The following is a 22,333-nucleotide window of genomic DNA, read 5'->3' on the forward strand; positions in this document are numbered from 1 at the left end:
ATGTGAGAAACCTATGCTGAGAATCGTTTTTCTGCTCCTGGTGCTGGGCAACGCCGGCTACTACCTGTGGAGCCACGGCTATCTGGCCGGCATGGGGCTGGCGCCGGAGCTGCAGTCCGAGCCGCAGCGCCTGCAGGAGCAGATCAAGCCCGATGCGCTGGTATTGCAGCAGCCTGAAGCCGCGCCGGCTCCCGAACCTGCAAAGACCGAGCCGTCCGAGGCACCCGCTGTGGATGACGGCGAGCCCGCATCCAGGCCCGATGCGCAGGCGGACAGCAAGCCCGAGGCCAAGGCCGAGGACGCCAAGCCTGCCAAGGACGCCAAAACAGCGGTCAAGGAGCCCGAGACCTGCTATCAGGCCAGCGGCATCGAGGAGGCGCAGGCCGACAGCATTCGCCGTGCGCTGGCGGGCAAGTCCAAGAGCGACTGGGAGCTGGTGGCCAACCACCAGGGCGGGCGCTGGATGGTCTATATGGGCAAGTTCCCCGATACCGAATTCCTGGACCGCAAGCGCGGCGAACTGCGCCTGATGAATATCGACTTTGACCGGGCGGGTGGCAATCTGGAGCCGGGCCTGTCTCTGGGCCGCTTCTCTACCGAAGAAGCTGCGCAGCGCCAGCTGGCCACGTTTGCGCGCCAGGGCGTGCGTACCGCACGCGTGGTGCAGGAGCGCCCCGATGTGACGACCTATGCGCTGCGCCTGCCCAAGGCCACACCCACCTTCCGCAGCGAAGTGGCCGCGCTGGCCGGCAAGAACCTGGTGCCCAAGGCATTGCAAGCCTGCGCCAAGTAATTTTTATAGCTTCTATCGCAAGAAAGGCCTGCATTTGCAGGCCTTTTGTATTGGAAAACCAGTTACGACAAGCGCAACTAGCTCCTATTTTTAGTCCAGATGAATATTGGCCGCAGCAGCCAGCTTCTTCATCTTGGCCACTTCGCTGGAGATCTGCTTGGTGAAGTCAGCGCTCGATGTGCCCGAGGGATACAGGCCTTGAGCAGCCATGCGCTGCTTGACGGCGGGGTCCTTCAGCGCGGCAACGATGGCCTTTTGCACGCGTTCCACTTGGGCGGCAGGCGTGTTCTTGGGGGCCACCAGGCCGAACCAGGAAGGCTCGTTCAGGTCGGGGTGACCGGCCTGAGCATAGGTCTGCACATCGGGCAGCACGTCCAGGCGCTCGTGCCAGGACACGGCCAGCGCGCGCACCTTGCCGGACTTGATATGGGGCAGCGAAGAGTTCACTTGGTCGAAGTAGACCGGCACCTGGTTGCCCAGCACGTCGTTGATGGCCGGAGCCGAGCCGCGGTAGGGGATGTGGTGCATTTCGGTGCCCGTGCTCTTGAGGAACTGGGCGCCCCACATGTGACCGATGGTGCCGTTGCCGGGAGTGGCAAAGGACACCTTGCCGGGGTTGGCCTTGAGGTAGGCCACGAACTCGGCAAAAGTCTTCACGGGGATCAGCTTGGGGTTGATCACCAGCACGCCGGGAGCCTTGACGATCTCGGTCACGCCCACGAAGTCGTTGGTCGCGTCGTAGGGCAGCTTCTTGAACACGGCGGGGTTCACGCCATGGGTGGACAGCGTGGCGATACCGAAGGTCACGCCGTCGGTGGCGCGGGCCACTTCGGCCATGCCGATGGAGCCGCCGGCTCCGGCCTTGTTTTCAATCACCACGGCCTGGCCGCCCAGCAGCTTGATCAGCACGTCCTGCATGTTGCGGGGCACCATGTCGGTGGGGCCGCCTGCAGGGAAGGGCACGACGATGCGCAGAGGACGCGAGGTGTCCTGCGCCATGCTCATGCCGGAGAAGGAAGAAGCGGCTGCGGCAGCAGCGGCGGTGTAGATGAATTGACGACGTTGCATCAAAAAGCTCCCTGGATCCGTTGATTCCAAATTGCTGTCTTGCGGTGGCACAAAAAGCGACTCCTCAGACAACCCATGATCGAATTGATTCTAGGGTAAGCGAGAGGTTGTCAGATACGCAGTTTCCGTTATGCGAATCGGGGCAAAGGGGCGCAAAGCCAAGTCTGGCGCGGTTTTTCAGGCCGCAAGGGCACCAAGTTGGTGCGCTTGTGGAACGATCTCACTGCTGTCCCGGCATGGCCTTGAAGCGCACGGTAAACAGCGCTCCCGGCGGCACATGGCCAGGCCTGGCGTCCTGCAGCAGCACTTGCGCGCCATGCTGGCGTGCGATTTCCATGACGATGGGCAGACCCAGGCCGGAGCCGTCGGCTTCGGAGCCCAGTGCGCGGTAAAAGGGCTGGAAGATCAGCTCGCGCTCGGCCAGCGGCACGCCGGGGCCGGAGTCCTCGACCTGCAGCAGCAGGATCTGGCCGAAATGATCGGCCTGCACGCGCACGGTGACCATGCCTGGCTGGGCGCTGGTCGAGGGCGTGTAGTTGATTGCGTTGTCCACCAGATTGCGCACCAGCTCGGTCAGCAGCGTGGCATTGCCGTTGAGCCAGACGCCGGGCGTGCTGGCGCCGGCGCCCTCGTAGCCCAGGTCGATGTGCTTGTCCATGGCGCGCGGCAGGCAGTCCTGCACCACCTCGGTGACGAGGCGCACGAGGTTGCAGCCCTGCATGGCGGGTACGGCGCTCTCGGCCCGCGCCAGCGCCAGCAACTGGTTGACGGTATGCGTGGCGCGCATGCTGGAGCGGCCGATCTGCGCCAGCGAGCGCTTCAGATCCTCGGTATTCGTGCCCTCGCGCTGGGCCAGGTCGGCCTGCATGCGCAGCCCTGCCAGAGGGGTCTTGAGCTGGTGGGCGGCGTCGGCCAGGAAGCGCTTTTGCGTGGCGATGGAGTCATGCAGACGCTGCAGCAGATCGTTGACCGAGTCGACCAGCGGCACCACTTCCAGCGGCACATCCTTGTGGTTGATGGGCGAGAGATCCTCGGGCTTACGCGCGCGGATGCGCTCCTCCAGCCGGTGCAGCGGCTTGATGCCGCGCGCCAGCGCCAGCCACACCAGCAGCGCGGCCAGCGGCAGGATGACGAACTGCGGCAGCATCACGCCCTTGATGATTTCCGTGGCAAGCACGCTGCGCTTTTCGCGCGTTTCGGCAACCTGCACCAGGGCGCTGGGCTCGCCGGGCAGCGGCATGCGCACCCAGATATAGGCCACGCGCAGGTCTATGCCCTTGTATTCCTCGTCGCGCAGCAGCACCGTGCCCGCGGGCGGGTCTTCATCGGTGGTGGGCGGGCGCGGCAGATCGCGTTCGCCGGCCAGATATTCGCCCCTGGTGCCGCGGACCTGGAAGAACACCGTGTCCGACTCATCGGCGCGCAGGATCTCGCTGGCGGACTGCGGCAGATTGAACTGCACCTTGCCGCGCTGCACGATGACCAGCTGGGCCAGGGCCTGGGCGTTGTACTCCAGCGCGCGATCGAAGGGCTTGTTGGCCAGGCCCTGGGCTACCAGCCAGGTCAGCGCCAGGCTCACGGGCCAGAGCAGCAGCAGCGGCGTGAGCATCCAGTCGAGGATCTCGCCAAAGAGGGATCGCTGCTCACGCTGAAAAATTTTCATGCTTGTAAAACTGGCGTATTCCAACTCAGGGATGGCCAGCAAGGGCCGCCCCGCAGCAAAGGCCATCGTCCCCCTCGGGGGGAAGCGGCGGGGCCGCCTAGGCGCAGCCGCTCAGGGGGGGGCTATCTTTTCCAGGCAGTAGCCTAGGCCACGCACGGTGGCGATGCGGATCGGCCCTTTCTCGATCTTCTTGCGCAGCCGGTGGATATAGACCTCGATGGCATTGTTGCTCACCTCCTCGCCCCATTCGCACAGGCGCTCCACCAGCTGGTCCTTGCTGACCAGACGGCCTGCGCGCTGCAGCAGCACCTCGAGCAGACCCAGCTCGCGCGCCGACAGCTCGACCATCTTGCCGTCGATGGTGGCGACCCGGCCGGTCTGGTCATAGACCAGCGGGCCGTGCTTGATGGTGGAGCTGGCGCCGCCCATGCCGCGACGCGTGAGGGCGCGTACGCGCGCTTCCAGTTCGGACAGCGCAAACGGCTTGGCCATGTAATCGTCGGCACCGTAGTCCAGGCCTTGCACCCGCTCCTCGATGGAGTCGGCGGCCGTGAGAATCAGCACCGGCAGCGCGTCGCCGCGCCCGCGCAGGCGCTTGAGCACTTCCAGGCCATGCACCTTGGGCAGGCCCAGATCGAGAATCAGCAAATCGAATTCGCTGCTGGTCAGCAAGGCGGTATCGGCCTCGCTGCCGTTGGCCACATGGCTGACGACGGCGCCCGAGCTGCGCAGTGTGCGCAGCAGGCCGTCTGCCAGCACCTGGTCGTCTTCGGCAATCAGTATGCGCATGGGAGTCTCCTGCTTGTTATGTGTGCCTGTTTGCACTTTTGCTGCCATTGTAGGGACGGGTCATCGCCGTCCGGCGCAATTGTCGACAGGCGCTCGCAGGCGTCAGGCCTCAGTAGCCTTCGGCATAGGCTTCCAGGCCCAGCGCTACCACGGTGGCCACATCCTCGCCCACGGCCTCGCGGAACTCGGCCTCGGCCTGGCTCACGGCGTCGTGAAAAGCCCGCAGCCAGACCAGACCCGCATCGGTGAAGCGCACGCGCTTGGCGCGCGCATCGTGGGGGTCGATCGCGCGCGTGACCAGGCCCCAGGCCTCGCATTGCGTCACCAGGTCGGCCATGGCCTGTTTGCTCATGCCGGCCTTGTCGGCCAGATCGGTGAGCCGGTCGCCGGCCAGGGACAGATGGCGCGTGATGTGGATATGGGCTGCCCCCACCTTGTCGCGCGCCGCCAGGTTGGACAGGGCCAGCGGCACCTCCACATCGCGTGCCATGAGCTGCAGCACGCGTGCATCGAAGCGGCGCATGGCATGGCCGAGCAGGCGGCCCAGATGGGTCTGGCGCCAGGCATCTTCGGCGGGAGTGACAGGTGCAATTTCGGACATGGGCAAATAGTAAGGCAAACTGACTAAATATTCGAACACACAGCCGATACAAGCTCATAAACTACTGTTCAAGCATCCAGCCTGAATGTAAAGACAGGGCTGGCCACAGACAATCATTCACCTACTTCGGAGCCTGATATGAACGCCATCGCCAAGACCAACGACGCCAACAGCGAAAAAGCCAAAGCCCTGGCAGCCGCCCTGGCCCAGATCGAAAAGCAGTTCGGCAAGGGCACCATCATGAAGCTCGGCGAAGGTGAAGCCATTGAAGACATCCAGGTCGTCTCCACCGGCTCCCTGGGCCTGGATATCGCACTGGGCGTGGGCGGTCTGCCGCGTGGCCGCGTGATTGAAATCTACGGTCCAGAATCCTCGGGCAAGACCACGCTGACGCTGCAGGTCATTGCCGAGATGCAAAAGCAGGGCGGCACCTGCGCCTTCATCGACGCCGAACATGCGCTGGACACCAGCTATGCCCAGAAGCTGGGTGTGAACCTCAGCGACGTGCTGATCAGCCAGCCCGACACCGGCGAACAGGCCCTGGAGATCTGCGACAGCCTGGTGCGCTCGGGTGCCGTGGACCTGATCGTCATCGACTCGGTGGCCGCACTGACGCCCAAGGCCGAAATCGAAGGCGAGATGGGCGATGCCCTGCCCGGCCTGCAGGCCCGCCTGATGAGCCAGGCCCTGCGCAAGCTGACGGCCACCATCAAGAAGACCAACTGCATGGTCATCTTCATCAACCAGATCCGCATGAAGATCGGCGTGATGTTCGGTTCGCCCGAGACCACCACCGGCGGCAATGCGCTGAAGTTCTATGCCTCCGTGCGTCTGGATATCCGCCGCACCGGCACCATCAAGAAGGGCGATGAGGCCATCGGCAACGAAACCAAGGTCAAGGTCGTGAAGAACAAGGTCTCGCCTCCCTTCAAGACGGCCGAGTTCGACATCCTGTTTGGCGAAGGCATCAGCCGCGAAGGCGAGATTCTGGACATGGGCGTGAACGCCAAGATCCTGGAAAAAAGCGGTGCCTGGTATGCCTACAACGGCGAAAAAATCGGCCAGGGCCGCGACAACTCACGTGAGTTCCTGCGCGAGAACCCCGCGCTGGCCATCGAGATCGAAAACAAGGTGCGCGATAGCCTGGGCATCAAGCTGCTGCCTGTGGACGGGGCTTCCGCCGCCGAAGCCAAGCCTGCCAAGGGCGGCAAGGGCAAGGTGGACAAGGACGGGGTGATCGAGGCCTGAGCCTCCTGAACGACCAGGTCGCTTTCCCTTGTCGAATGCCTGGCATCGGCAGGGACTGAAATTCCCGCTGCAGGGCGGCGGGGCCAAAAGTTAGCCATCTTTGCGCAGGCGGTCTCTGCGCATTTTTTATGGGAGAGATCCGAGCATGAGCTTTGCCAAGCTCTCACTCAAGGGCCGCGCCCTGAAGCTGCTGGCGCAGCGCGAGCATTCGCGGCTGGAGCTGCAGCGCAAGCTCGCTGCACATGTGGAGGAGGGTGATGATCTGAATGCCGTTCTCGACGAGCTGGAGCAGCGTGGCTTCATCAGTGTGGAGCGCGTGGTCGAGTCTGTCATGCGCAGCAAGGCCAGCCGTTATGGTGCAGCGCGTCTGGTGCATGACCTGCGCAGCAAGGGACTGGATGACGAGACCGTGCGCCAGGCGGGCGAGCAATTGCGCGGCAGTGAGCTGCAGCGTGCGCGCGAGCTGTGGTGCAAGCGTTTTGGCAGCGTTCCCGTCGACATCAAGGAAAAGGCCAGGCAACTGCGTTTTCTGGCGTCGCGCGGCTTTTCGGCAGATGTGGCTTCACGCGTGCTGCGCGATGCTCCATACTGCGCAGCACCCGACAGCGAGGACTGAGCTGCAGCCTGCTCCCTCCTGCTGGACGAGGAACCGCTTCTTACACCGGAGGGACCCACGTGCTGACTGCTTCGCAACCCCCTGACGCCCCATCCGCATTGCGCGTGGGCCTGAGTGCCGGCAAATCGCTGCTGGGTGGCCTGATGCTCGGTGCCTTGCTGGCCCTGGTGCTGGGCTGCGGCGCGGCCGTGTTCTATTTTTCGCGCCTGATGGCCGATCCCGGTCAGGGCATTCATGCCTCGGCCCATACCGGCATCTACGGCGCCGTGATCAGCCTGCTGATGTCGCCGCCGCTGCTGGTGGCCGTGGTGCTGATCTTCATCATTCCCGCCTACCTCATGGTCGGTCTGCAGCTGGGCCGCGCCCGCGCGGCAGGCAAGCTGGTGGCGCGCTACGGTCAGGGCCTGGCCGAGCGCCTGGCGGCCATGCTGGCACAGCGCATCGAGGCTCTGCCCAGCGCCCACAAGGCCATGCACAAGGCGGCCGACCTGCTCACCGTGGGCGCGGCGATGGAGCATCTGCAGCCCTGGGTCGGCAACGGACGTGCCGTGCAGTTCGTGGTGCGCAGCGTGCTCAATCGCCTGCCGCTGGCCGATCTGCTCGAGGAATGGGGCCACTCGCGCGCCCAGTGGGGCAGCGAAGGCGGCAAGGACGATCCGGCGCTGCGCGCCTTTCTGGGTGCCCGCATCCAGGAGATGCTGCAGGGCCTGACCGAGCCGCCCTGGACGCTGCTGTGGATCTTGCTGGCCGGGCATGCCGTCGTGCTCGGCTTCGGCATCTGGCTGACTGCCTGAGAGCCCGGGCGGGCGTGGTGCCGGCCTAGTCCCGGCTGCTGCGTGTCGCCCACCAGCAGATCAGCGAGCCCAGCGTGACCAGGGCCACGCCCTGCCAGAAGCTCCAGCCCGGCAGCACCTGCAGCAGGGCGCTGGCCATCAGCGCCGAGAGCACGGGCGTGAAGTAGGACGCCGCGGCCAGCAGGGCCAGCTTGCCATGTTGGATGCCATGCTCCCAGCAGCTGTAGCCCAGCGCCGTGAGTGCGCCGACCAGAACCACCTGGCCGGCGGTGAGCCAGCTCCACTGCATGGGCTGTGGGTCGCCCAGCATCAGCCATTTGAGCCACAGCGCCAAGGCCGTCCAGGTCACGAACAGGCCCACGGCGTTGAAGCCTGCACCATGACGGCGCGCCAGCAGCGAATAGGCCGGCCAGAGCAGGGCGGCGGCAAAACCCATGCCATAGGCCAGCGGGTTGCTATGTACATGGCTCCACATGACCGGCAGGCTGAAGCTTTCGCCGCCCAGCACTCGCGCCAGGCCCCACAGGCAGATCAGCACCCCGGGCCACAGCCACCAGCGCGTCGTCTGCTGGCCGCAGAGCACGGCCAGCACGATGGTGAGGCTGGGCCAGAGGTAGTTGATGAGCCCGATCTCCATGGCCTGGTTGCGGTCGTGAGCCAGGCCCACGGCCACGGACAGGCAGATCTCGTAGACCACGAACAGCAGGCCGCAGCCCCAGAGATAGGCCGGATGCATGCTGCGCCAGCGGGCCAGCTCACGCCAGCCCTTGCGCCCGCGCGCCACGGCAATGCACAGCGCGGCCATGGTATAGAGGCAGGCCGCGCCGCCGACCGCACCCAGCGGCTCGGCCACGGCGCGCATCAGGCCCACGGTGCAGCTCCAGCAGAGCACGGCCAGCAGGCCTATCAGGGTGGCGCGCTGCTGCAGGTTGGAATTGTGGGACATGGGACAGGCCGGGTTATCAAAACAATAGCTACCTGCGCCTGTCAGATATGGAATTTCAGGCGAAACACCTGAAATTCCATGCTGGGAAAGCGTCAGCTGCTATCCAAAACAAGAATGCCGCGCATTGTGCGCCGAGCTTACTGAATTGCCACCACACCGACCGCGGCGCGCTTGCGCACGAACTGGTAGGCCACGCCCAGCAGCACAAACCACAACGGGGTGACGATCAGCGCCTGGCGCGTATCGTCCTTGAGCGTGAGCAGCACCAGAATACCCGCGAAGAAGGCCAGGCAGGCCACGCACATGGGGACGCCGCCGGGCATCCTGAAACGGGAGGCCAGGTGCAGCGCTGCACGCTGGCGGCGGTAGGCGATGTAGGACAGCAGAATCAGCGACCAGACAAACATGAACAGAATGGCCGATACCGTGGTCACCAGGGTGAAGGCTTCCATCAGATCGGGAATCATCCACATCAGGAAAGCGCCTGCCAGCAGGCAGATGCACGAAAACATGAGGCCGCGCGAAGGCACGCTGCGCGAGGACAGGGTGCCGAAGGACTTGGGCGCATCGCCCTTGAGCGACAGACCGTAGAGCATGCGGCTGGTGGAGAACACCCCGCTGTTGGCCGAGGAGGCGGCCGAGGTCAGCACCACGAAGTTGATCACGCCGGCTGCGGCGGGCAGGCCGGCCAGCACGAACAGTTCCACGAAGGGGCTCTTGCCCGGCACCACGTCGCGCCAGGGCGTGACGGTCATGATGGCCACCAGCGCCAGCACATAGAAGACGATGATGCGCACGGGAATCGAGTTGATGGCGCGCGGCAGCGTGCGCTCCGGATCCTTGGCCTCGGCGGCGGTGGTGCCCACCAGTTCGATGCCGACAAAGGCGAACACCGCAATCTGGAAGCCCGCGAAAAAGCCCATCAGGCCGTTGGGGAACATGCCGCCGTCATTCCAGAGATTGGCCAGCGCAGCCTGACGGCCCGCAGGCGATACAAAGCCCGAGAACACCATCCACAGGCCCACGCCGATCAGCGTCACGATGGCCACGATCTTGATCATGGCGAACCAGAACTCGGTCTCGCCGAACAGCTTCACCGTCAGCAAGTTCAGGCCCAGCAGCAGCAGCACGCAGGCAATGGCGGGCAGCCACTGCGGGATGTCGGGGAACCAGAACTGTGCGTAGCCGGTGATGGCAATCACATCCGCGATGCCGGTGACGATCCAGCAGAACCAGTAGGTCCAGCCCGTGAAAAAGCCTGCCCAGGGGCCCAGCAGATCGGCAGAGAAATCGATGAAGGAGCGGTACTGAAGATTGGACAGCAGCAGCTCGCCCATGGCCCGCATCACGAAGAACAGCATGATGCCGATGGCCATGTACACGAAGACGATGGACGGCCCGGCAAGGCTGATGGTCTTGCCAGAGCCCATGAACAGGCCCGTGCCGATGGCGCCGCCGATGGCGATCAGCTGTATGTGGCGGTTGGTGAGATTGCGTTGCAGATGGTCATGGCCATCCTGGCCCGGCGCGTCTGATGGCTTGCGAGTCATCTGAGGGAAACCTTTGCAAAAGCTGCCGTCGCCACGAACGGCAACGCCGCCGCTGCGGCGCCGGACCGCAATGGCTGGCAGGAAACCTGAAATCTTAGAGCGTGTTTACGATCTCTACGCAGCCGCGTTGGAGCGCAATCGGGATGAGTTCGAAGCGATGGCTCGCTGCTTGCACCGGGGTGCAAGCAAGAGTCAGCGCACAGAAATCGCCCGATTGCGCTCCAACCCTTCGGGACAGCGGCTTTGCGGGCGGTCTGCGACGTTGCGAATCCTCGCAATAGCGCGGCTATTGCTGCGGTATCACGCCTTGCATCCCATCCCGCAAAGCCTCTGTCGCGGCGCGAGGAGATCGTAAGCACGCTCTTAGGTCGGCAAGGATAAACCAAGCCGGCCTATGGCATACGGGGTACTGGAATCCGGGCCGGTGTCGGGCAGCATTAAATATGCCCGCCGGAGCGGGCATCAGCCGATGTGGAGCGCATGCAGGCGCCGGTGCCTGTCGGGCAAGCGCCTGCAGCTATCGCAACCGTAGCAAGTGGGTGCGCCGACCGAGCCCGCGCTTACAGGCCCAGCATGAGCTGCAGGTTCTGCACGGCGGCGCCGCTGGCACCCTTGCCCAGATTGTCCAGACGTGCGATCAGCACGGCCTGGCGATATTGCTCGTTGGCAAACACGCGCAGTTCCAGCTTGTTGGTATTGGCCAGGGCGTCGGCGGCCAGCTTGTTGTCGTCCGTGGGCGGCAGCACGCTGACCCAGTTGGCGCTGGTGTTGGTCTTGGCGTAATGGCTGGCCAGAGCGTCGTGCAGGTCGGCGGCTTTGGGCGCACCGGGCAGCAGATCGAGGTGCAGCGGCAGCTGCACCAGCATGCCCTGAGCAAAGTTGCTCACGGCGGGGATGAACACGGGGCGGCGGGTCATGCCGGTGTAGTGCAGGATTTCGGGAATGTGCTTGTGCGACAGACCCAGTGCGTAGGCCTCGTAAGGTGCGGCATTGCCGCCTTCGTAGGCTTCGATCATGGTGCGGCCGCCGCCGGTGTAGCCGGACACGGAGGGCAGGCTCACGGGGTAGTCGGCGGGAATCAGGCCAGCAGCCACCAGCGGTGCCAGCAGGGCAATGGCACCTGTGGCATAGCAGCCGGGGTTGGAGACGCGGGTGGCGTTCTTCACGGCGTCGAGCTGGCCGGCGCGCAGTTCGGGGAAGCCGTAGACCCAGCCTGCGGCCGTGCGATGGGCGGTGGAGGCGTCGATGATCTTGATGGCGCGGCCGGTCTCTGCGGTGATGGAGTCCACCATGGCAGCTGTTTCACGGGCGGCGTCGTCGTGCAGGCAGAGGATGACCAGGTCCACGCCGGCAATCAGAGAGCGTTTGGCGGCCGGGTCCTTGCGCAGTGCGGGGTCGATGCTGACCAGCTCCACACCTGCAAAATCGACCAGACGATCACGGATCTGCAGACCTGTGGTTCCTGCTTCTCCGTCAATAAAGACTTTTGCCATTGCATTTTCTCCTGCACCGGCGCGCGCATTTCTTGGTTTATATGCCGCTGCCTGCGGCACCATTGCCGCTTTCCGAGCGGTGATTGTCCTTGAATCTCGTCAGGAATGTGCATTGCCTGTCTTTGAGAACGTGGTTGAGATCTCCTCGCGCCGCGACAGAGGCTTTGCGGGATGGGATGCCAGGCGCGATACCGCAGCAATAGCCGTGCTATTGCGAGGATTCGCAACGCCGCAGACTGCCCGCAAAGCCCCTGTCCCGGAGGGTTGGAGCGAAATCGGGCGATTTCTGTGCGCTGTCACTTGCTTGCACCCCGGTGCAAGCGGCGAGCCATCGCTTCGAACTCATCCCGATTGCGCCCCAACGCGGCTGCGTAGAGATCGCAATCACGTTCTGAGGCAAGTCTTGCGCGAATGGCCCAGTAGGCGTAGCAGCTATTCGCAGTTGTCAGCACATTGCCAGCCGCTGCCTCAATGTCCTTGACTCGTATATAAGACATAAGAAAGTTGCGGGAAGAAAAGATATCGTGTAGGAATAATTTCCCTAAGAAATTCAAGGCATTGCAGCTGTTTCCGGAACACGACAAAGTTGCGTGAAATTGTGGATTTTGCGCATGTTCAGGTGTCGTTTTGCGCGGTGCAGCATGGTACATTCCTGCTCGCCATGTCATATGAACCCGATGGCCAGGCTCCCCCGAGTCGGTGGCAAGCGGGTATTTCCCCTCAGTTCAGAGAGACAAAGTCATGAAGATTCATGAATACCAAGGCAAGGAAATCTTGCGCCAATTTGGTGTGCCCGTTCCCCGTGGCATTCCTGCGTTTACCGTGCAAGAGGCTGTTGAAGCAGCCCAGAAGCTGGGTGGACCCGTGTGGGTGGTGAAGGCCCAGATCCACGCTGGTGGCCGCGGCAAGGGCGGCGGCGTGAAGGTTGCCAAGTCCATCGAGGACGTGCAAAAGCTGTCCGAGCAGATCCTGGGCATGCAGCTGGTGACTCACCAGACCGGCCCCGAAGGTCAGAAGGTCCGTCGCCTGTACATCGAAGACGGCGCCGACATCAAGAACGAACTGTATGTGTCGCTGGTGACTGACCGCGCCACACAGAAGGTTGCCCTGATCGCTTCCAGCGAAGGCGGCATGGACATCGAGGAAGTGGCCCACTCCACTCCCGAAAAGATCATCACCGAGATGATCGACCCCCTGACCGGCATCACCGAAGCGCAATCGCGCAAGGTGGCAGCTGCCATCGGTCTGGAAGGCAAGTCCGTGGATCAGGCCGTGGATCTGTTCGCCAAGATCTACAAGTGCTACATGGACACCGACGCGTCGCTGGTGGAAATCAACCCCCTGAACTGCGACTCCAAGGGCGACCTGATGGCCCTGGACGCCAAGTTCAACTTCGACCCCAACGCTCTGTTCCGTCACCCCGAAATCGTGGCCTTCCGCGATCTGGACGAAGAAGACGCTGCCGAAATCGAAGCCTCCAAGTTCGATCTGGCCTACATCTCCCTGGACGGCAACATCGGCTGTCTGGTGAACGGCGCCGGTCTGGCCATGGCCACCATGGACACCATCAAGCTGTTCGGCGGCGAACCTGCCAACTTCCTGGACGTGGGCGGCGGCGCTACGGCCGAGAAGGTGACAGAAGCCTTCAAGATCATGCTCAAGAACCCTGAAGTCAAGGGTATTTTGGTCAATATCTTCGGCGGCATCATGAAGTGCGACACCATCGCCAACGGCGTGGTCACCGCCTGCAAGGCCGTGAACCTGAGCGTGCCTCTGGTCGTGCGCATGAAGGGCACCAACGAAGAGCTGGGCAAGCAAATCCTCAAGGATTCCGGTCTGCCCATCATCGCTGCTGACACCATGGCTGAAGCAGCGACCAAGATCGTTGCTGCCGTTAAGTAATACGCCCCGGAGATAGAAACATGTCGATCTTTATCAACAAAGACACCAAGGTCATCACCCAGGGCATTACTGGCAAGACCGGTCAGTTCCACACTGAAAAGTGCCAGGAATACGCGAACGGCAAGAACTGCTTCGTGGCAGGCGTGAACCCCAAGAAGGCTGGCGAAAAGATTTTCGACATCCCAATCTTTGGTTCCGTCAAGGACGCTGCCAAGGAAACCGGCGCTACCGTGTCCGTGATCTACGTGCCTCCCGCAGGCGCTGCTGCTGCCATCTGGGAAGCTGTTGAAGCTGATCTGGACCTGGCCATCTGCATCACCGAAGGCATCCCCGTTCGCGACATGCTGGAAGTGCGCAACAAGATGAAGGCCAAGGAAGCTGCCGGCGGCAAGAAGACTCTGCTGCTGGGCCCCAACTGCCCCGGTCTGATCACGCCTGACGAAATCAAGATCGGCATCATGCCCGGTCACATCCACAAGAAGGGCCGCGTGGGCGTGGTGTCCCGTTCCGGTACGCTGACTTACGAAGCCGTGGCTCAGCTGAGCGAACTGGGCATTGGCCAGTCCTCCGCTGTCGGTATCGGTGGCGACCCCATCAACGGTCTGAAGCACATCGACGTGATGCGCGCTTTCAACGACGATCCCGACACCGATGCCGTGATCATGATCGGTGAAATCGGCGGTCCCGACGAAGCCGAAGCTGCCCAGTGGTGCAAGGCCAACATGAAAAAGCCCATCGTGGGCTTCATCGCTGGCGTGACTGCCCCTCCCGGCAAGCGCATGGGCCACGCAGGTGCCCTGATCTCCGGCGGTGCCGACACTGCCGACGCCAAGCTGGCCATCATGGAAGAGTGCGGCTTCACCATCACCCGCAACCCTTCCGAGATGGGTCGCCTGCTGCAAGGCCTGCTGAAGAAGTAAGCCCGTGCAGAAAGTTCGTGATACCGCGTTGAATTTACGCAGTATTACGAACTGGCAAGATGGGCTTCGCGCCCTACACTGCCTCCACTCTTAAAAGAAAGCGCCGCGCAATGCGGCGCTTTCGTATTCAAAACAGTGGAGTCAACATGGAAATGCTCAATAGCGCCGATTTCTGGATCGGCCTGGTGAAGATCATCTGGATCAACATCATCCTCTCCGGCGACAACGCCGTGGTTATCGCGCTGGCCGCGCGCTCCCTCCCCCCTGAACAGCAGAAGAAAGCCATCATGTTCGGCTCCGGCGCCGCCGTGGTGCTGCGTATCGTGCTGACCGTGGTCGCTGCCAAGCTGCTCGAACTCTCCTTCCTGCAAGTCGTGGGCGGCTGCCTGCTGCTGTGGATCGGCTATCAGTTGCTGACGGGCGACGAAGACGGCGAAGGCGAGTCCAAGGGCCATGGCTCCATGATGACTGCCATCCGTACCATCCTGATCGCCGACCTGGTGATGAGCCTGGACAACGTGATTGCCGTGGCCGCCACCGCCCAGGGCAATATGGTGCTGCTGATCCTGGGTCTGGCCATTTCCATTCCCCTGGTGATCTTCGGCTCCACAGTGATGATCAAGCTCATGGAACGCTTCCCCGTCATCGTCACGCTGGGCGCGGCGCTGATCGGCTGGGTGGGCGGCGAGACCATCGTCAACGACAACCTGCTGCATGGCTACACCATGGCTCACCCCTGGCTGCACTATGTCGCTGCTGCAGCGGGCGCCGTGCTGGTGGTCGGACTGGGCAAGTTCATGCAGGCACGCTCTGCCAAGAAGGAAGTCGCTGCGGCCTGATCGCCCCGACAAGCTCCTCCTAAAAAACGCACCGTGGAAGCACGGTGCGTTTTTTTATGGCCGCAGCGCGGACGACAAACTGTGTGAACATGGCTTCCAACCTTCGTGTAACCCCAGGCTTGTTAGCCTTGTCGCCATGCAGATATCGGAACTTGCCAGCCTGTCGGGTGTGTCCGTGCACGCCATTCGCCACTATGAGAGTCTGGGCCTGATTGCCGCCGCCCGGCGCCCGTCCGGCTACCGCGAGTTCGATGACAGCGTGATCCGCGAGCTGCGATTCATCGCCATGTCGCGGCAATGTGGTTTCTCCCTGACGCAGATCGCCGAAGTGCTGCCGGCCTATCGTCGCAAGACCCTGACGGCGGCCCAGATGATTGCCAGGCTGCAGGAGCGCATTGCCGAACTGGATGCGGAGATTGCCCAGCGGCGCGCACTGCGCAGGCACCTGGTTTCACACATCGCATGGTTTGGCGAGCGCGAGCCGCAGCCAGCCGTCAAACCAGGATTTCCGCGTGTTCGCGCGCGCGGCAATGACGAGGCCGGTTCATTCGGCAGGAGCAGGAAAAAGTGATGACACCGCAGAACGAGAATTTCGCCCGTGACGTACAGGCCCTGGTGCTTTCCATGCCGGTGGCGCAGCTGCTGCAGCTGCGCTTTGAGCGCATAGAGCCAGGTGAGGTCGATCTCTGCCTGCCCTACCAGGAAAGCCTGAGCTTCAGACCCGGCCAGTTGCAGGCCACGCCTGTCTTTGCCATTGCGGACTTTGCTGCCGTATCGGCTGCGGGGACGCTGTTGCCACCGGGCTGGTTCAATGCCACCGTGGACTGCAGCATCAAATACCTGGCGGCGGCCAATGGCACGAGCCTGCTGGCCCGTGGCCGCGTCATCCAGGCCAGCAAGCTGCTGACAGTGGCCCGGGCGGATGTGTTTTCCTGCCGCGAAGGCAAGGAGTGGCTGTGCGCCACCATGCTGGCCACGGCGCGGAATCTGGCTCCCGCACCCTTGGACTGACTTTTGAGCGCAGCGCCCGAGGTTTTTTGCCCTGACGGCCGGTTTGAAGCGGTCCGAGCCAGCGCCGCCGAGGCAAACTACGCTCCATCATGAAAACCCAGTACTACACCGCTTCCAGCCTGGATGGATTTCTCGCCACCGAAGACGACTCCCTGGACTGGCTGTTTCCCCTGGGCAGCCTGACGGAGTCCAGCTATCCGGGCTTTATTGCGCAGGTCGGTGCGCTGGCCATGGGATCGGCCACCTATGAATGGATGGTCCGCAACGCCGATGCGGTGAAGCAGGAGACTGGCGCAGCATGGCCCTATGCGCAGCCTGCCTGGGTGTTTTCCAGCCGCCAGCTGCCGCGGATTGAGGGCGCGGATGTGCGCTTTGTCAGCGGCGATGTGCAGCCCGTGCTGGCAAGCATGAGGGCTGCAGCCGGCGACAGGAACATCTGGATTGTGGGTGGCGGGGATCTGGCCGGTCAGTTTCATGACGCGGGCCTGCTCGATGAGGTCATCGTGCAGATTGGCTCGGCCACTCTGGGCCGGGGCAAGCCTTTGTTGCCGCGCCGCTTGCTGAGTCCCGTGCTGCAGCTGCAGTCGGTGCAGCAGATGGGCACAGGCATGGCAGAGCTGCGCTACACCGTGTGCAAGGCGCCGCAGCCCGGGAATTAAGCGCTGTTTTTGGCAGGCCAGAGCACCGAGGCAATCGCCACCACCATCAGGCAGACAGCGGTCCAGTCCTGCCAGTGCAAGACTTCGCCCAGCCACCAGGCGCCCACAAACACGCCCAGCACCGGAATCATCATCACGCTCAGCGTGGAGGCCACGGGCGGCAGGCTGCGGGCCAGATAGAACCACACGGCCTGGGCGAAGCCCAACACCAGGATGCCATTGAAAGCGATAGCAGCCAGCGCAGTCTGGTCGGGCACATGCCACTGTTTTCGCTCAAAAACAAAGGCCAGCACGGTCAGCACCACGGTGGTGATGGCCACCATCCACAACGACAGTGTCATCAGCGGTACCGGCGCCTCGGTGCGGCGCAGCAACTGCGTGCCCCAGGCCCAGCCGGCGGCAGCAATCAGCATCAGCATCACGCCCAGGGGCTTGCTGCCCAGAGCGCCAACCTCATGCCACAGCAACAGCAGCACGCCGGCGAAGGCTGCTCCCACGCCCGCCCAGGCGCGCGCACCCAGGCTGTCCTTGAAGAAAAGGCTGCCGAACACGGCCGAGAAGATGGGCATGGTGTAGCCCAGAATCGCCGCACGTCCGCTGGACAGCGTGGGGATGGCGATGATGATCAGGCAGTGCCAGAGCACCATGTTGAACAGCGTGAGCTTGGTCAGCTGGCCCCAGTAGCTGCGGGGTATGGCCAGCGGCAAGCCCTTGCTGGCGACGAAGAGGGCCAGAATGGGCAGGCCTACCCACATGCTGACCATGCGGAAGCTCAGGGGCGGGAAATGCTGCACGCCGAGCTTCATCACCGGCCAGTTCAGACCCCAGACGATGGTGAGCAAGACGAGGAGGATGAGCTGTTTGGGCGTGAACGAAGGCATGGGGCTGGATTATCTCCCCCGGAATGATTTTCTCCCCCTGAGCGGCTCCGCCGCTTCCCCCTCACTCGCTTTGCGGGAGGGGGACGACACCGTCGGTGCGCGGCGGCGCTTCCTCGGTGTCACTGAGTTGGTGTGTGCGTCTGTTTTGCGGCTTGGCGCAAGACCTGTAGCGGGGCTTGGAAGGGTCGAGCAATTAAAATCACGCTTTATGACTTTTATCGACATGCTGCGCGACGCGTCCACGCGCAATGACTCCATGCTGTGCGTGGGTCTGGACCCTGAACCCAGCCGCTTTCCTGGCGCCATGCAGGGCGATGCGTCCAAGATCTACGACTTCTGCGCAGCCATCGTCGATGCCACCCATGATCTGGTCAACAGCTTCAAGCCCCAGATTGCCTACTTCGCCGCCCATCGTGCCGAGGACCAGCTCGAAAAGCTGATGGCGCACATGCGCCGGGTGGCACCCCATGTGCCCGTGATTCTGGACGCCAAGCGTGGCGATATCGGCTCCACCGCCGAGCAATACGCCAAGGAAGCCTTCGAGCGCTATGGCGCCGATGCCGTGACGCTCTCGCCCTTCATGGGCTTCGACTCCATCACGCCCTATCTCAAGTACGAAGGCAAGGGCGCTTTCCTGCTGTGCCGCACCTCCAATCCCGGCGGTGACGACCTGCAGGCCCAGACCCTGGCCGATGTGCCCGGCAACCCACATATGTTCGAGCATGTGGCCAAGCTGGCCCAGGGCCCGTGGAACACCAATGGCCAGCTGGGACTGGTGGTGGGTGCAACCCGTCCCAACGAGATCGAGCGCGTGCGTGCCGTGGCTCCCACACTGCCGCTGCTGATTCCCGGCGTGGGTGCACAGGGTGGCGATGCCGTGGCGACCGTCAAGGCCGCCCGCATTGGCGGCGGACCCATCATCATCAATTCCTCGCGCGCCATTCTGTACGCGGGGCAGGGTGATGACTTTGCCAAGGCTGCACGCGCGGCAGCCATCGCCACGCGCGCCACGCTGCAGGCAGCAGCGCAGAGCTGAGTCAGGGCACTCTGGCCATGCAAAGCAAATGGCTGGAAGACTTTCTGCTTCTGGCGCAGGAGCGCAGCTTCACCCGCGCGGCGGAGCTGCGCCATGTCACCCATCCGGCTTTCGGCCGGCGCATCCGTGCGCTGGAGGAGTGGGCTGGAACCCCACTGATCGAGGCGGGCGGCGGGCCGGTTCGTCTCACTGCGGCCGGCGAGGCCTTTCGCGACACCGCCGAGCAGATGGTGCGCACCCTGGCCCAGTCGCATGACGAGCTGCAGGCCGTGGCCGGCCGGCAGGCCCATGTAATCACGCTGGCCACGGGGCGCACGCTGGCGCGCACCATCGTGGCCGACTGGCTAGCGCGCTATGGCAGCGTGCTGCAGACGGCGGAGATGCGCATCGTCACCCGCACACTCGATGAAACCGTGCACATATTGCAGCGCGGCGAGGTTAGCTTTGCCCTGCTCTACCACCATGCCGCCATCGCCGTGCGGCTGGATGGCCGCCAGTTCAGCTATCTGACGGTGATGAGCGACAAGCTGGTGCCCGTGGCTCGGGCCGATGCCGAAGGCAAGCCCCTGTTCGCACTGGCGCAGGCTCTGCTGCCCGGTGCCAGCCCCATGCCTTATCTGGCTTTTTCGCACAGCATGGCGTTGGGGCGGCTGGTCGAAGACCATCTTGCCAGCCATCCTCTGTGGCCGCGCCTGCGTCGCTGCATTGAATGCGATTCGGCGGATGCCAATTACGAGTACGTGCTCAAGGGTCTGGGCGTGGCCTGGATGCCCTGGTCCATGGTGCAGCGCGATTGCCAGGACGGCCGTCTGGCGCTGGCCGGCGACGGCAGTCTGGATGTGCATTTCGATGTGCGGCTTTATCGGCCCAAACGCCGCCTGAGCACCGCTGCGGAGCAGTTCTGGACCGATATCACCGGTCAGTAACTGAGCAGTCACTCCTTTTTTGCCTGCGGCCACACCTTAAGCTGGAAAAACAACAGAGGGTATCGGGTTCCTGGCGGCGTTGCCTCCTCTCGATTTGCCCGAAAACACCTTGATGTGCTGAAATGGCACGGAAATGTGCCAGATCAGCACTGAAGGGTTTTCTCCGTATTCGGACAATTGCCTCATACAGATTCGGAATAGTTTCATGCAGAACACAAACATCCTCCGCCGTACCGCCATCGCTGCAGGCCTGCTGCTGGGCGCTGCCGTGGCAGTCCCTGCCATCGCCGCCGACAACTATCCCAGCAAGGCCATCACCATGGTCGTGGGCTACCCGGCCGGCGGCAGCACCGACCTGGTGGGACGTCTGGTGGCCGATGGCCTGGCCAAGCATCTGGGCCAGCCCGTGGTGGTGGAAAACCTGGGCGGCGCCGGTGGCGCCATCGGTGCCCAAAAGGTGGCCAAGGCCCCTGCCGACGGTTACACCATCATGGTGGGTGCCAACAATGAGCTGGCCATTGCCAGGCTCATCAACAAGGCCGTGAAGTACAACATCGGCGACTTCACTCCCATCGGCCTGGTGGGTTCCCAGCCCATGGTGCTGGTCGCATCGCACAAGGCCGGCGTGAAGAACGCGGCCGAGTTTGTGAGTCTGGTGTCCAAGAACCCCGACAAGTTCAGCTACGGCAGCTCCGGTGTGGGCACGGCGCTGCACCTGGCCGGCGAGCTGGTCAAGGAGCAGGGCAAGCTGCAGATGACCCATGTGCCTTACAAGGGCGTGGCTCCGCTGACCACCGACCTGGTGGGCAACAACATCGAGTTCGGCGTGTTCGTGCTGTCCTCGGGCCTGCCCCATATCAAGGCCGGCAAGGTTGTGGCTCTGGGTACGACCGAAGCCAAGCGCTCGGCCATCACACCCGATATCCCTGCCCTGTCCGAACTGCCCCAGTTCAAGAACGTGGACATCAACAGCTGGTTTGCACTGATGGCCCCCAAGGGCCTGCCCGCTCCCATTGCCGCCAAGCTGAAGAAGGCGTTGGAAGAAACCATGGCTTCGCCCGAGTTCCGCAAGAAGATGGAAGAGACCGGCAACGTGGTGGCCGATCCCAAGGTGGATGCCGGCAAGTACATCAACACCGAGATTGCCAAGTACGCAAAGATTGTTCAGTTCGCGCATATCGAGAACTGATCTTGCTTTGACCAGTGGTGACCTGAGGTCGCCTAGGTTTGAAAACGGCTTGTGCCCCCGGGGCGCAGGCCGTTTTTGTTTTTTCTGCTGATTGCAGGACAGAGGGCGGGTCGAGCCCCGTCCTCTGAGTGCCAATCAAGCAAGCCGTAATAATCGAATCAAATCGGCATCAAGCGCAGACCCACAAAGCGCAACCAGCTCTCAATTCTGAGTCGCCAGCTGACAACGCGCAGGTGACACTGCCCCCACATTCACCTTCTGTGCGGCCAGCGCCGCATCCAGCGTTTCCCCGAGCAGCAGATTGCGAGCCAGCAGGCTGTAGCCGGCGGCACTCTGGATGCCATAGCCGCCCTGGGCGGCGACCCAGAAAAAGCCCGGCACGGGCGTGGGCGAGGCATCCCAGCCGATCACCAGCTCGCCATCGGCGACAAAGCTGCGCAGGCCGGCCCAGGTATGCGAGGGGCGGCGGATTTGCAGCGTGGTGGCTTCCTCTATGTGATAGATGCCGGTGGCAATGTCCAGCTCTTCGGGCACGACATCGTGCGGTGCCACGGGGTCTGCATTGGCGGGTGAGCCCAGCAACTGGCCGGCGTCGGGCTTGATGTACCAGTTTTCGTCGGCGCTGATGATGGCGGGCCAGTGCGTGGCGTCCATACCTTCGGGGGCAGGGAAGGTGAAGGCGCTGCGGCGTTTCGGGGTGATGCCGATAGGAGCCGCTCCCACCATGGCGGCCACGACATCTACCCAGGCCCCGGCGGCGTTGACGATGACCTTGGCACGAAGGCTACGGCCCTGGGGCAGGGCAATGTGCCAGAAGTCGTTGACCCGGGTGATGGCCTGGACCTCGGCGTTGCACCACAGGTCGCCGCCGCGCTGGCGCAGGCCGCGGATATAGCCCTGGTGCAGGGCGTGCACGTCGATGTCGCGCGCACCGGTATCGAGAAAGCCGTCCACCAGCACCTCGGTGTCGAGCACGGGAACCAGGGTCTTGAGCTGTGCGGCGCTCAGGCGCTGGGCATCGGGGGAGTGAACCTGGGCCTCGGCATAGGCGGCATCCACCAGATCCCGCTGATCGGCCGTGCCCACATAGAGCACGCCGCGCGGTGCGAGGATAGGGCTTTCTGCAAAACCGGCCGGTGGCGCATCGTAGAAGGCGCGGCTGGCGCGGGTCAGGGCCTGAACCTGGGCGGGACCGTAATGCTCTTCAAACAGCGCGGCCGAGCGGCCGGTGGTGTGATAGCCGGGCTGGGATTCGCGCTCCAGCATCAGCACCGAGGGCGGGTTCTCGCCACCCGACTGCGCCAGCTGCCAGGCGGCGGAGGCTCCGGCCATGCCCGCGCCCACGATGACGAAATCCCAGACATCTTTCTGCATTGTTTCTTTCCCCGGCGCAACAAGCTATGCAAAAC

23 protein-coding genes are annotated in these 22,333 nt (G+C 63.3%); 13 read left to right on the plus strand and 10 right to left on the minus strand.

What is annotated here, in order from left to right; translation table 11 throughout:
• Positions 1 to 13 precede the first annotated feature (13 nt).
• Positions 14 to 793: an SPOR domain-containing protein gene (locus DJFAAGMI_RS18020; RefSeq protein WP_211458173.1), complete on the plus strand. Its 780-nt coding sequence runs from the start codon at positions 14 to 16 to the stop codon at positions 791 to 793.
• Between the two features lie 90 nt (positions 794 to 883).
• Here the strand turns inward: DJFAAGMI_RS18020 and DJFAAGMI_RS18025 are convergent, their stop codons facing one another.
• The 4 genes from DJFAAGMI_RS18025 to DJFAAGMI_RS18040 form a co-directional block, all read right to left on the minus strand.
• The gene (locus tag DJFAAGMI_RS18025; RefSeq protein WP_003060043.1) at positions 884 to 1,861 is read right to left on the minus strand and encodes a tripartite tricarboxylate transporter substrate-binding protein; all 978 of its coding nucleotides are present in this window, start codon (positions 1,859 to 1,861) and stop codon (positions 884 to 886) included.
• A 220-nt stretch (positions 1,862 to 2,081) separates the two neighbouring features.
• Complete coding sequence (locus DJFAAGMI_RS18030; RefSeq protein WP_211458174.1) at positions 2,082 to 3,524, minus strand: sensor histidine kinase; 1,443 nt, start codon at positions 3,522 to 3,524, stop codon at positions 2,082 to 2,084.
• A 111-nt stretch (positions 3,525 to 3,635) separates the two neighbouring features.
• A complete protein-coding gene (locus DJFAAGMI_RS18035; RefSeq protein ID WP_003064757.1) occupies positions 3,636 to 4,313 on the minus strand; it encodes a response regulator in 678 nt (225 codons plus the stop codon).
• 109 nt (positions 4,314 to 4,422) lie between these two features.
• Positions 4,423 to 4,914 carry a MarR family winged helix-turn-helix transcriptional regulator gene (locus DJFAAGMI_RS18040; protein WP_043003302.1) on the minus strand — a complete coding sequence of 164 codons (492 nt, stop codon included), beginning with the start codon at positions 4,912 to 4,914 and terminating at the stop codon, positions 4,423 to 4,425.
• A gap of 138 nt (positions 4,915 to 5,052) precedes the next feature.
• Between DJFAAGMI_RS18040 and recA the strand changes: the two genes are divergently transcribed.
• The 3 genes from recA (at position 5,053) to DJFAAGMI_RS18055 (ending at position 7,572) form a co-directional block, all read left to right on the plus strand.
• Positions 5,053 to 6,162, plus strand: a complete 1,110-nt coding sequence (gene recA / locus DJFAAGMI_RS18045) for a recombinase RecA (protein ID WP_211458175.1) — start codon at positions 5,053 to 5,055, stop codon at positions 6,160 to 6,162.
• A gap of 145 nt (positions 6,163 to 6,307) precedes the next feature.
• On the plus strand, positions 6,308 to 6,778 hold the full coding sequence (recX, locus tag DJFAAGMI_RS18050) for a recombination regulator RecX (RefSeq protein WP_043003304.1): 471 nt from the start codon (positions 6,308 to 6,310) through the stop codon (positions 6,776 to 6,778).
• A gap of 59 nt (positions 6,779 to 6,837) precedes the next feature.
• The gene (locus DJFAAGMI_RS18055; RefSeq protein WP_211458176.1) at positions 6,838 to 7,572 is read left to right on the plus strand and encodes a hypothetical protein; all 735 of its coding nucleotides are present in this window, start codon (positions 6,838 to 6,840) and stop codon (positions 7,570 to 7,572) included.
• 25 nt (positions 7,573 to 7,597) lie between these two features.
• Here DJFAAGMI_RS18055 and yddG read toward each other — a convergent pair whose 3' ends face one another.
• From yddG to DJFAAGMI_RS18075, 4 genes are all read right to left on the minus strand, one after another.
• Positions 7,598 to 8,518, minus strand: a complete 921-nt coding sequence (yddG, locus tag DJFAAGMI_RS18060) for an aromatic amino acid DMT transporter YddG (RefSeq protein WP_211458177.1) — start codon at positions 8,516 to 8,518, stop codon at positions 7,598 to 7,600.
• A 137-nt stretch (positions 8,519 to 8,655) separates the two neighbouring features.
• Complete coding sequence (gene cycA, locus DJFAAGMI_RS18065) at positions 8,656 to 10,068, minus strand: D-serine/D-alanine/glycine transporter (RefSeq protein ID WP_211458178.1); 1,413 nt, start codon at positions 10,066 to 10,068, stop codon at positions 8,656 to 8,658.
• Positions 10,069 to 10,628: 560 nt separating this feature from the next.
• Entirely contained in the window at positions 10,629 to 11,561 is a 933-nt protein-coding gene (argC, locus tag DJFAAGMI_RS18070; protein WP_211458179.1) for an N-acetyl-gamma-glutamyl-phosphate reductase, read from the minus strand.
• Positions 11,562 to 11,857: 296 nt separating this feature from the next.
• Positions 11,858 to 12,211, minus strand: coding sequence for a hypothetical protein (locus DJFAAGMI_RS18075; protein WP_211458180.1), 354 nt, complete (start codon positions 12,209 to 12,211; stop codon positions 11,858 to 11,860).
• Between the two features lie 91 nt (positions 12,212 to 12,302).
• On the opposite strand from DJFAAGMI_RS18075, the gene sucC reads away from it, so the two are divergent.
• From sucC to DJFAAGMI_RS18105, 6 genes are all read left to right on the plus strand, one after another.
• Positions 12,303 to 13,463: an ADP-forming succinate--CoA ligase subunit beta gene (gene sucC / locus DJFAAGMI_RS18080; protein ID WP_003060063.1), complete on the plus strand. Its 1,161-nt coding sequence runs from the start codon at positions 12,303 to 12,305 to the stop codon at positions 13,461 to 13,463.
• 20 nt (positions 13,464 to 13,483) lie between these two features.
• Entirely contained in the window at positions 13,484 to 14,383 is a 900-nt protein-coding gene (gene sucD, locus DJFAAGMI_RS18085; RefSeq protein ID WP_003060065.1) for a succinate--CoA ligase subunit alpha, read from the plus strand.
• Positions 14,384 to 14,529: 146 nt separating this feature from the next.
• Complete coding sequence (locus DJFAAGMI_RS18090) at positions 14,530 to 15,222, plus strand: TerC family protein (protein WP_211458181.1); 693 nt, start codon at positions 14,530 to 14,532, stop codon at positions 15,220 to 15,222.
• A gap of 136 nt (positions 15,223 to 15,358) precedes the next feature.
• Entirely contained in the window at positions 15,359 to 15,793 is a 435-nt protein-coding gene (locus DJFAAGMI_RS18095; RefSeq protein ID WP_211458182.1) for a MerR family transcriptional regulator, read from the plus strand.
• Positions 15,793 to 16,233, plus strand: a complete 441-nt coding sequence (locus DJFAAGMI_RS18100; RefSeq protein ID WP_211458183.1) for a PaaI family thioesterase — start codon at positions 15,793 to 15,795, stop codon at positions 16,231 to 16,233. The genes DJFAAGMI_RS18095 and DJFAAGMI_RS18100 overlap by 1 nt, the downstream gene beginning before the upstream one ends.
• Before the next feature lie 89 nt (positions 16,234 to 16,322).
• Complete coding sequence (locus DJFAAGMI_RS18105; RefSeq protein WP_211458184.1) at positions 16,323 to 16,892, plus strand: dihydrofolate reductase family protein; 570 nt, start codon at positions 16,323 to 16,325, stop codon at positions 16,890 to 16,892.
• Here the strand turns inward: DJFAAGMI_RS18105 and DJFAAGMI_RS18110 are convergent.
• Complete coding sequence (locus DJFAAGMI_RS18110; RefSeq protein ID WP_211458185.1) at positions 16,889 to 17,773, minus strand: DMT family transporter; 885 nt, start codon at positions 17,771 to 17,773, stop codon at positions 16,889 to 16,891. The two genes, DJFAAGMI_RS18105 and DJFAAGMI_RS18110, sit on opposite strands and share 4 nt — an antisense overlap.
• Positions 17,774 to 17,981: 208 nt before the next feature.
• Here DJFAAGMI_RS18110 and pyrF point away from each other — a divergent pair, with 208 nt between their 5' ends.
• The 3 genes from pyrF (at position 17,982) to DJFAAGMI_RS18125 (ending at position 20,924) form a co-directional block, all read left to right on the plus strand.
• Positions 17,982 to 18,809: an orotidine-5'-phosphate decarboxylase gene (gene pyrF, locus DJFAAGMI_RS18115; protein ID WP_043003313.1), complete on the plus strand. Its 828-nt coding sequence runs from the start codon at positions 17,982 to 17,984 to the stop codon at positions 18,807 to 18,809.
• A 17-nt stretch (positions 18,810 to 18,826) separates the two neighbouring features.
• Positions 18,827 to 19,735: a LysR family transcriptional regulator gene (locus DJFAAGMI_RS18120; RefSeq protein WP_003060079.1), complete on the plus strand. Its 909-nt coding sequence runs from the start codon at positions 18,827 to 18,829 to the stop codon at positions 19,733 to 19,735.
• Between the two features lie 205 nt (positions 19,736 to 19,940).
• The gene (locus DJFAAGMI_RS18125; RefSeq protein ID WP_003072187.1) at positions 19,941 to 20,924 is read left to right on the plus strand and encodes a Bug family tripartite tricarboxylate transporter substrate binding protein; all 984 of its coding nucleotides are present in this window, start codon (positions 19,941 to 19,943) and stop codon (positions 20,922 to 20,924) included.
• Positions 20,925 to 21,125: 201 nt separating this feature from the next.
• Here the strand turns inward: DJFAAGMI_RS18125 and DJFAAGMI_RS18130 are convergent, their stop codons facing one another.
• Complete coding sequence (locus tag DJFAAGMI_RS18130) at positions 21,126 to 22,298, minus strand: NAD(P)/FAD-dependent oxidoreductase (RefSeq protein ID WP_211458186.1); 1,173 nt, start codon at positions 22,296 to 22,298, stop codon at positions 21,126 to 21,128.
• Positions 22,299 to 22,333 lie beyond the last annotated feature (35 nt).

The sequence above is a fragment of the Comamonas brasiliensis genome, assembly GCF_018292285.1.
In the GTDB taxonomy this organism is placed as follows: domain Bacteria; phylum Pseudomonadota; class Gammaproteobacteria; order Burkholderiales; family Burkholderiaceae_C; genus Comamonas; species Comamonas brasiliensis.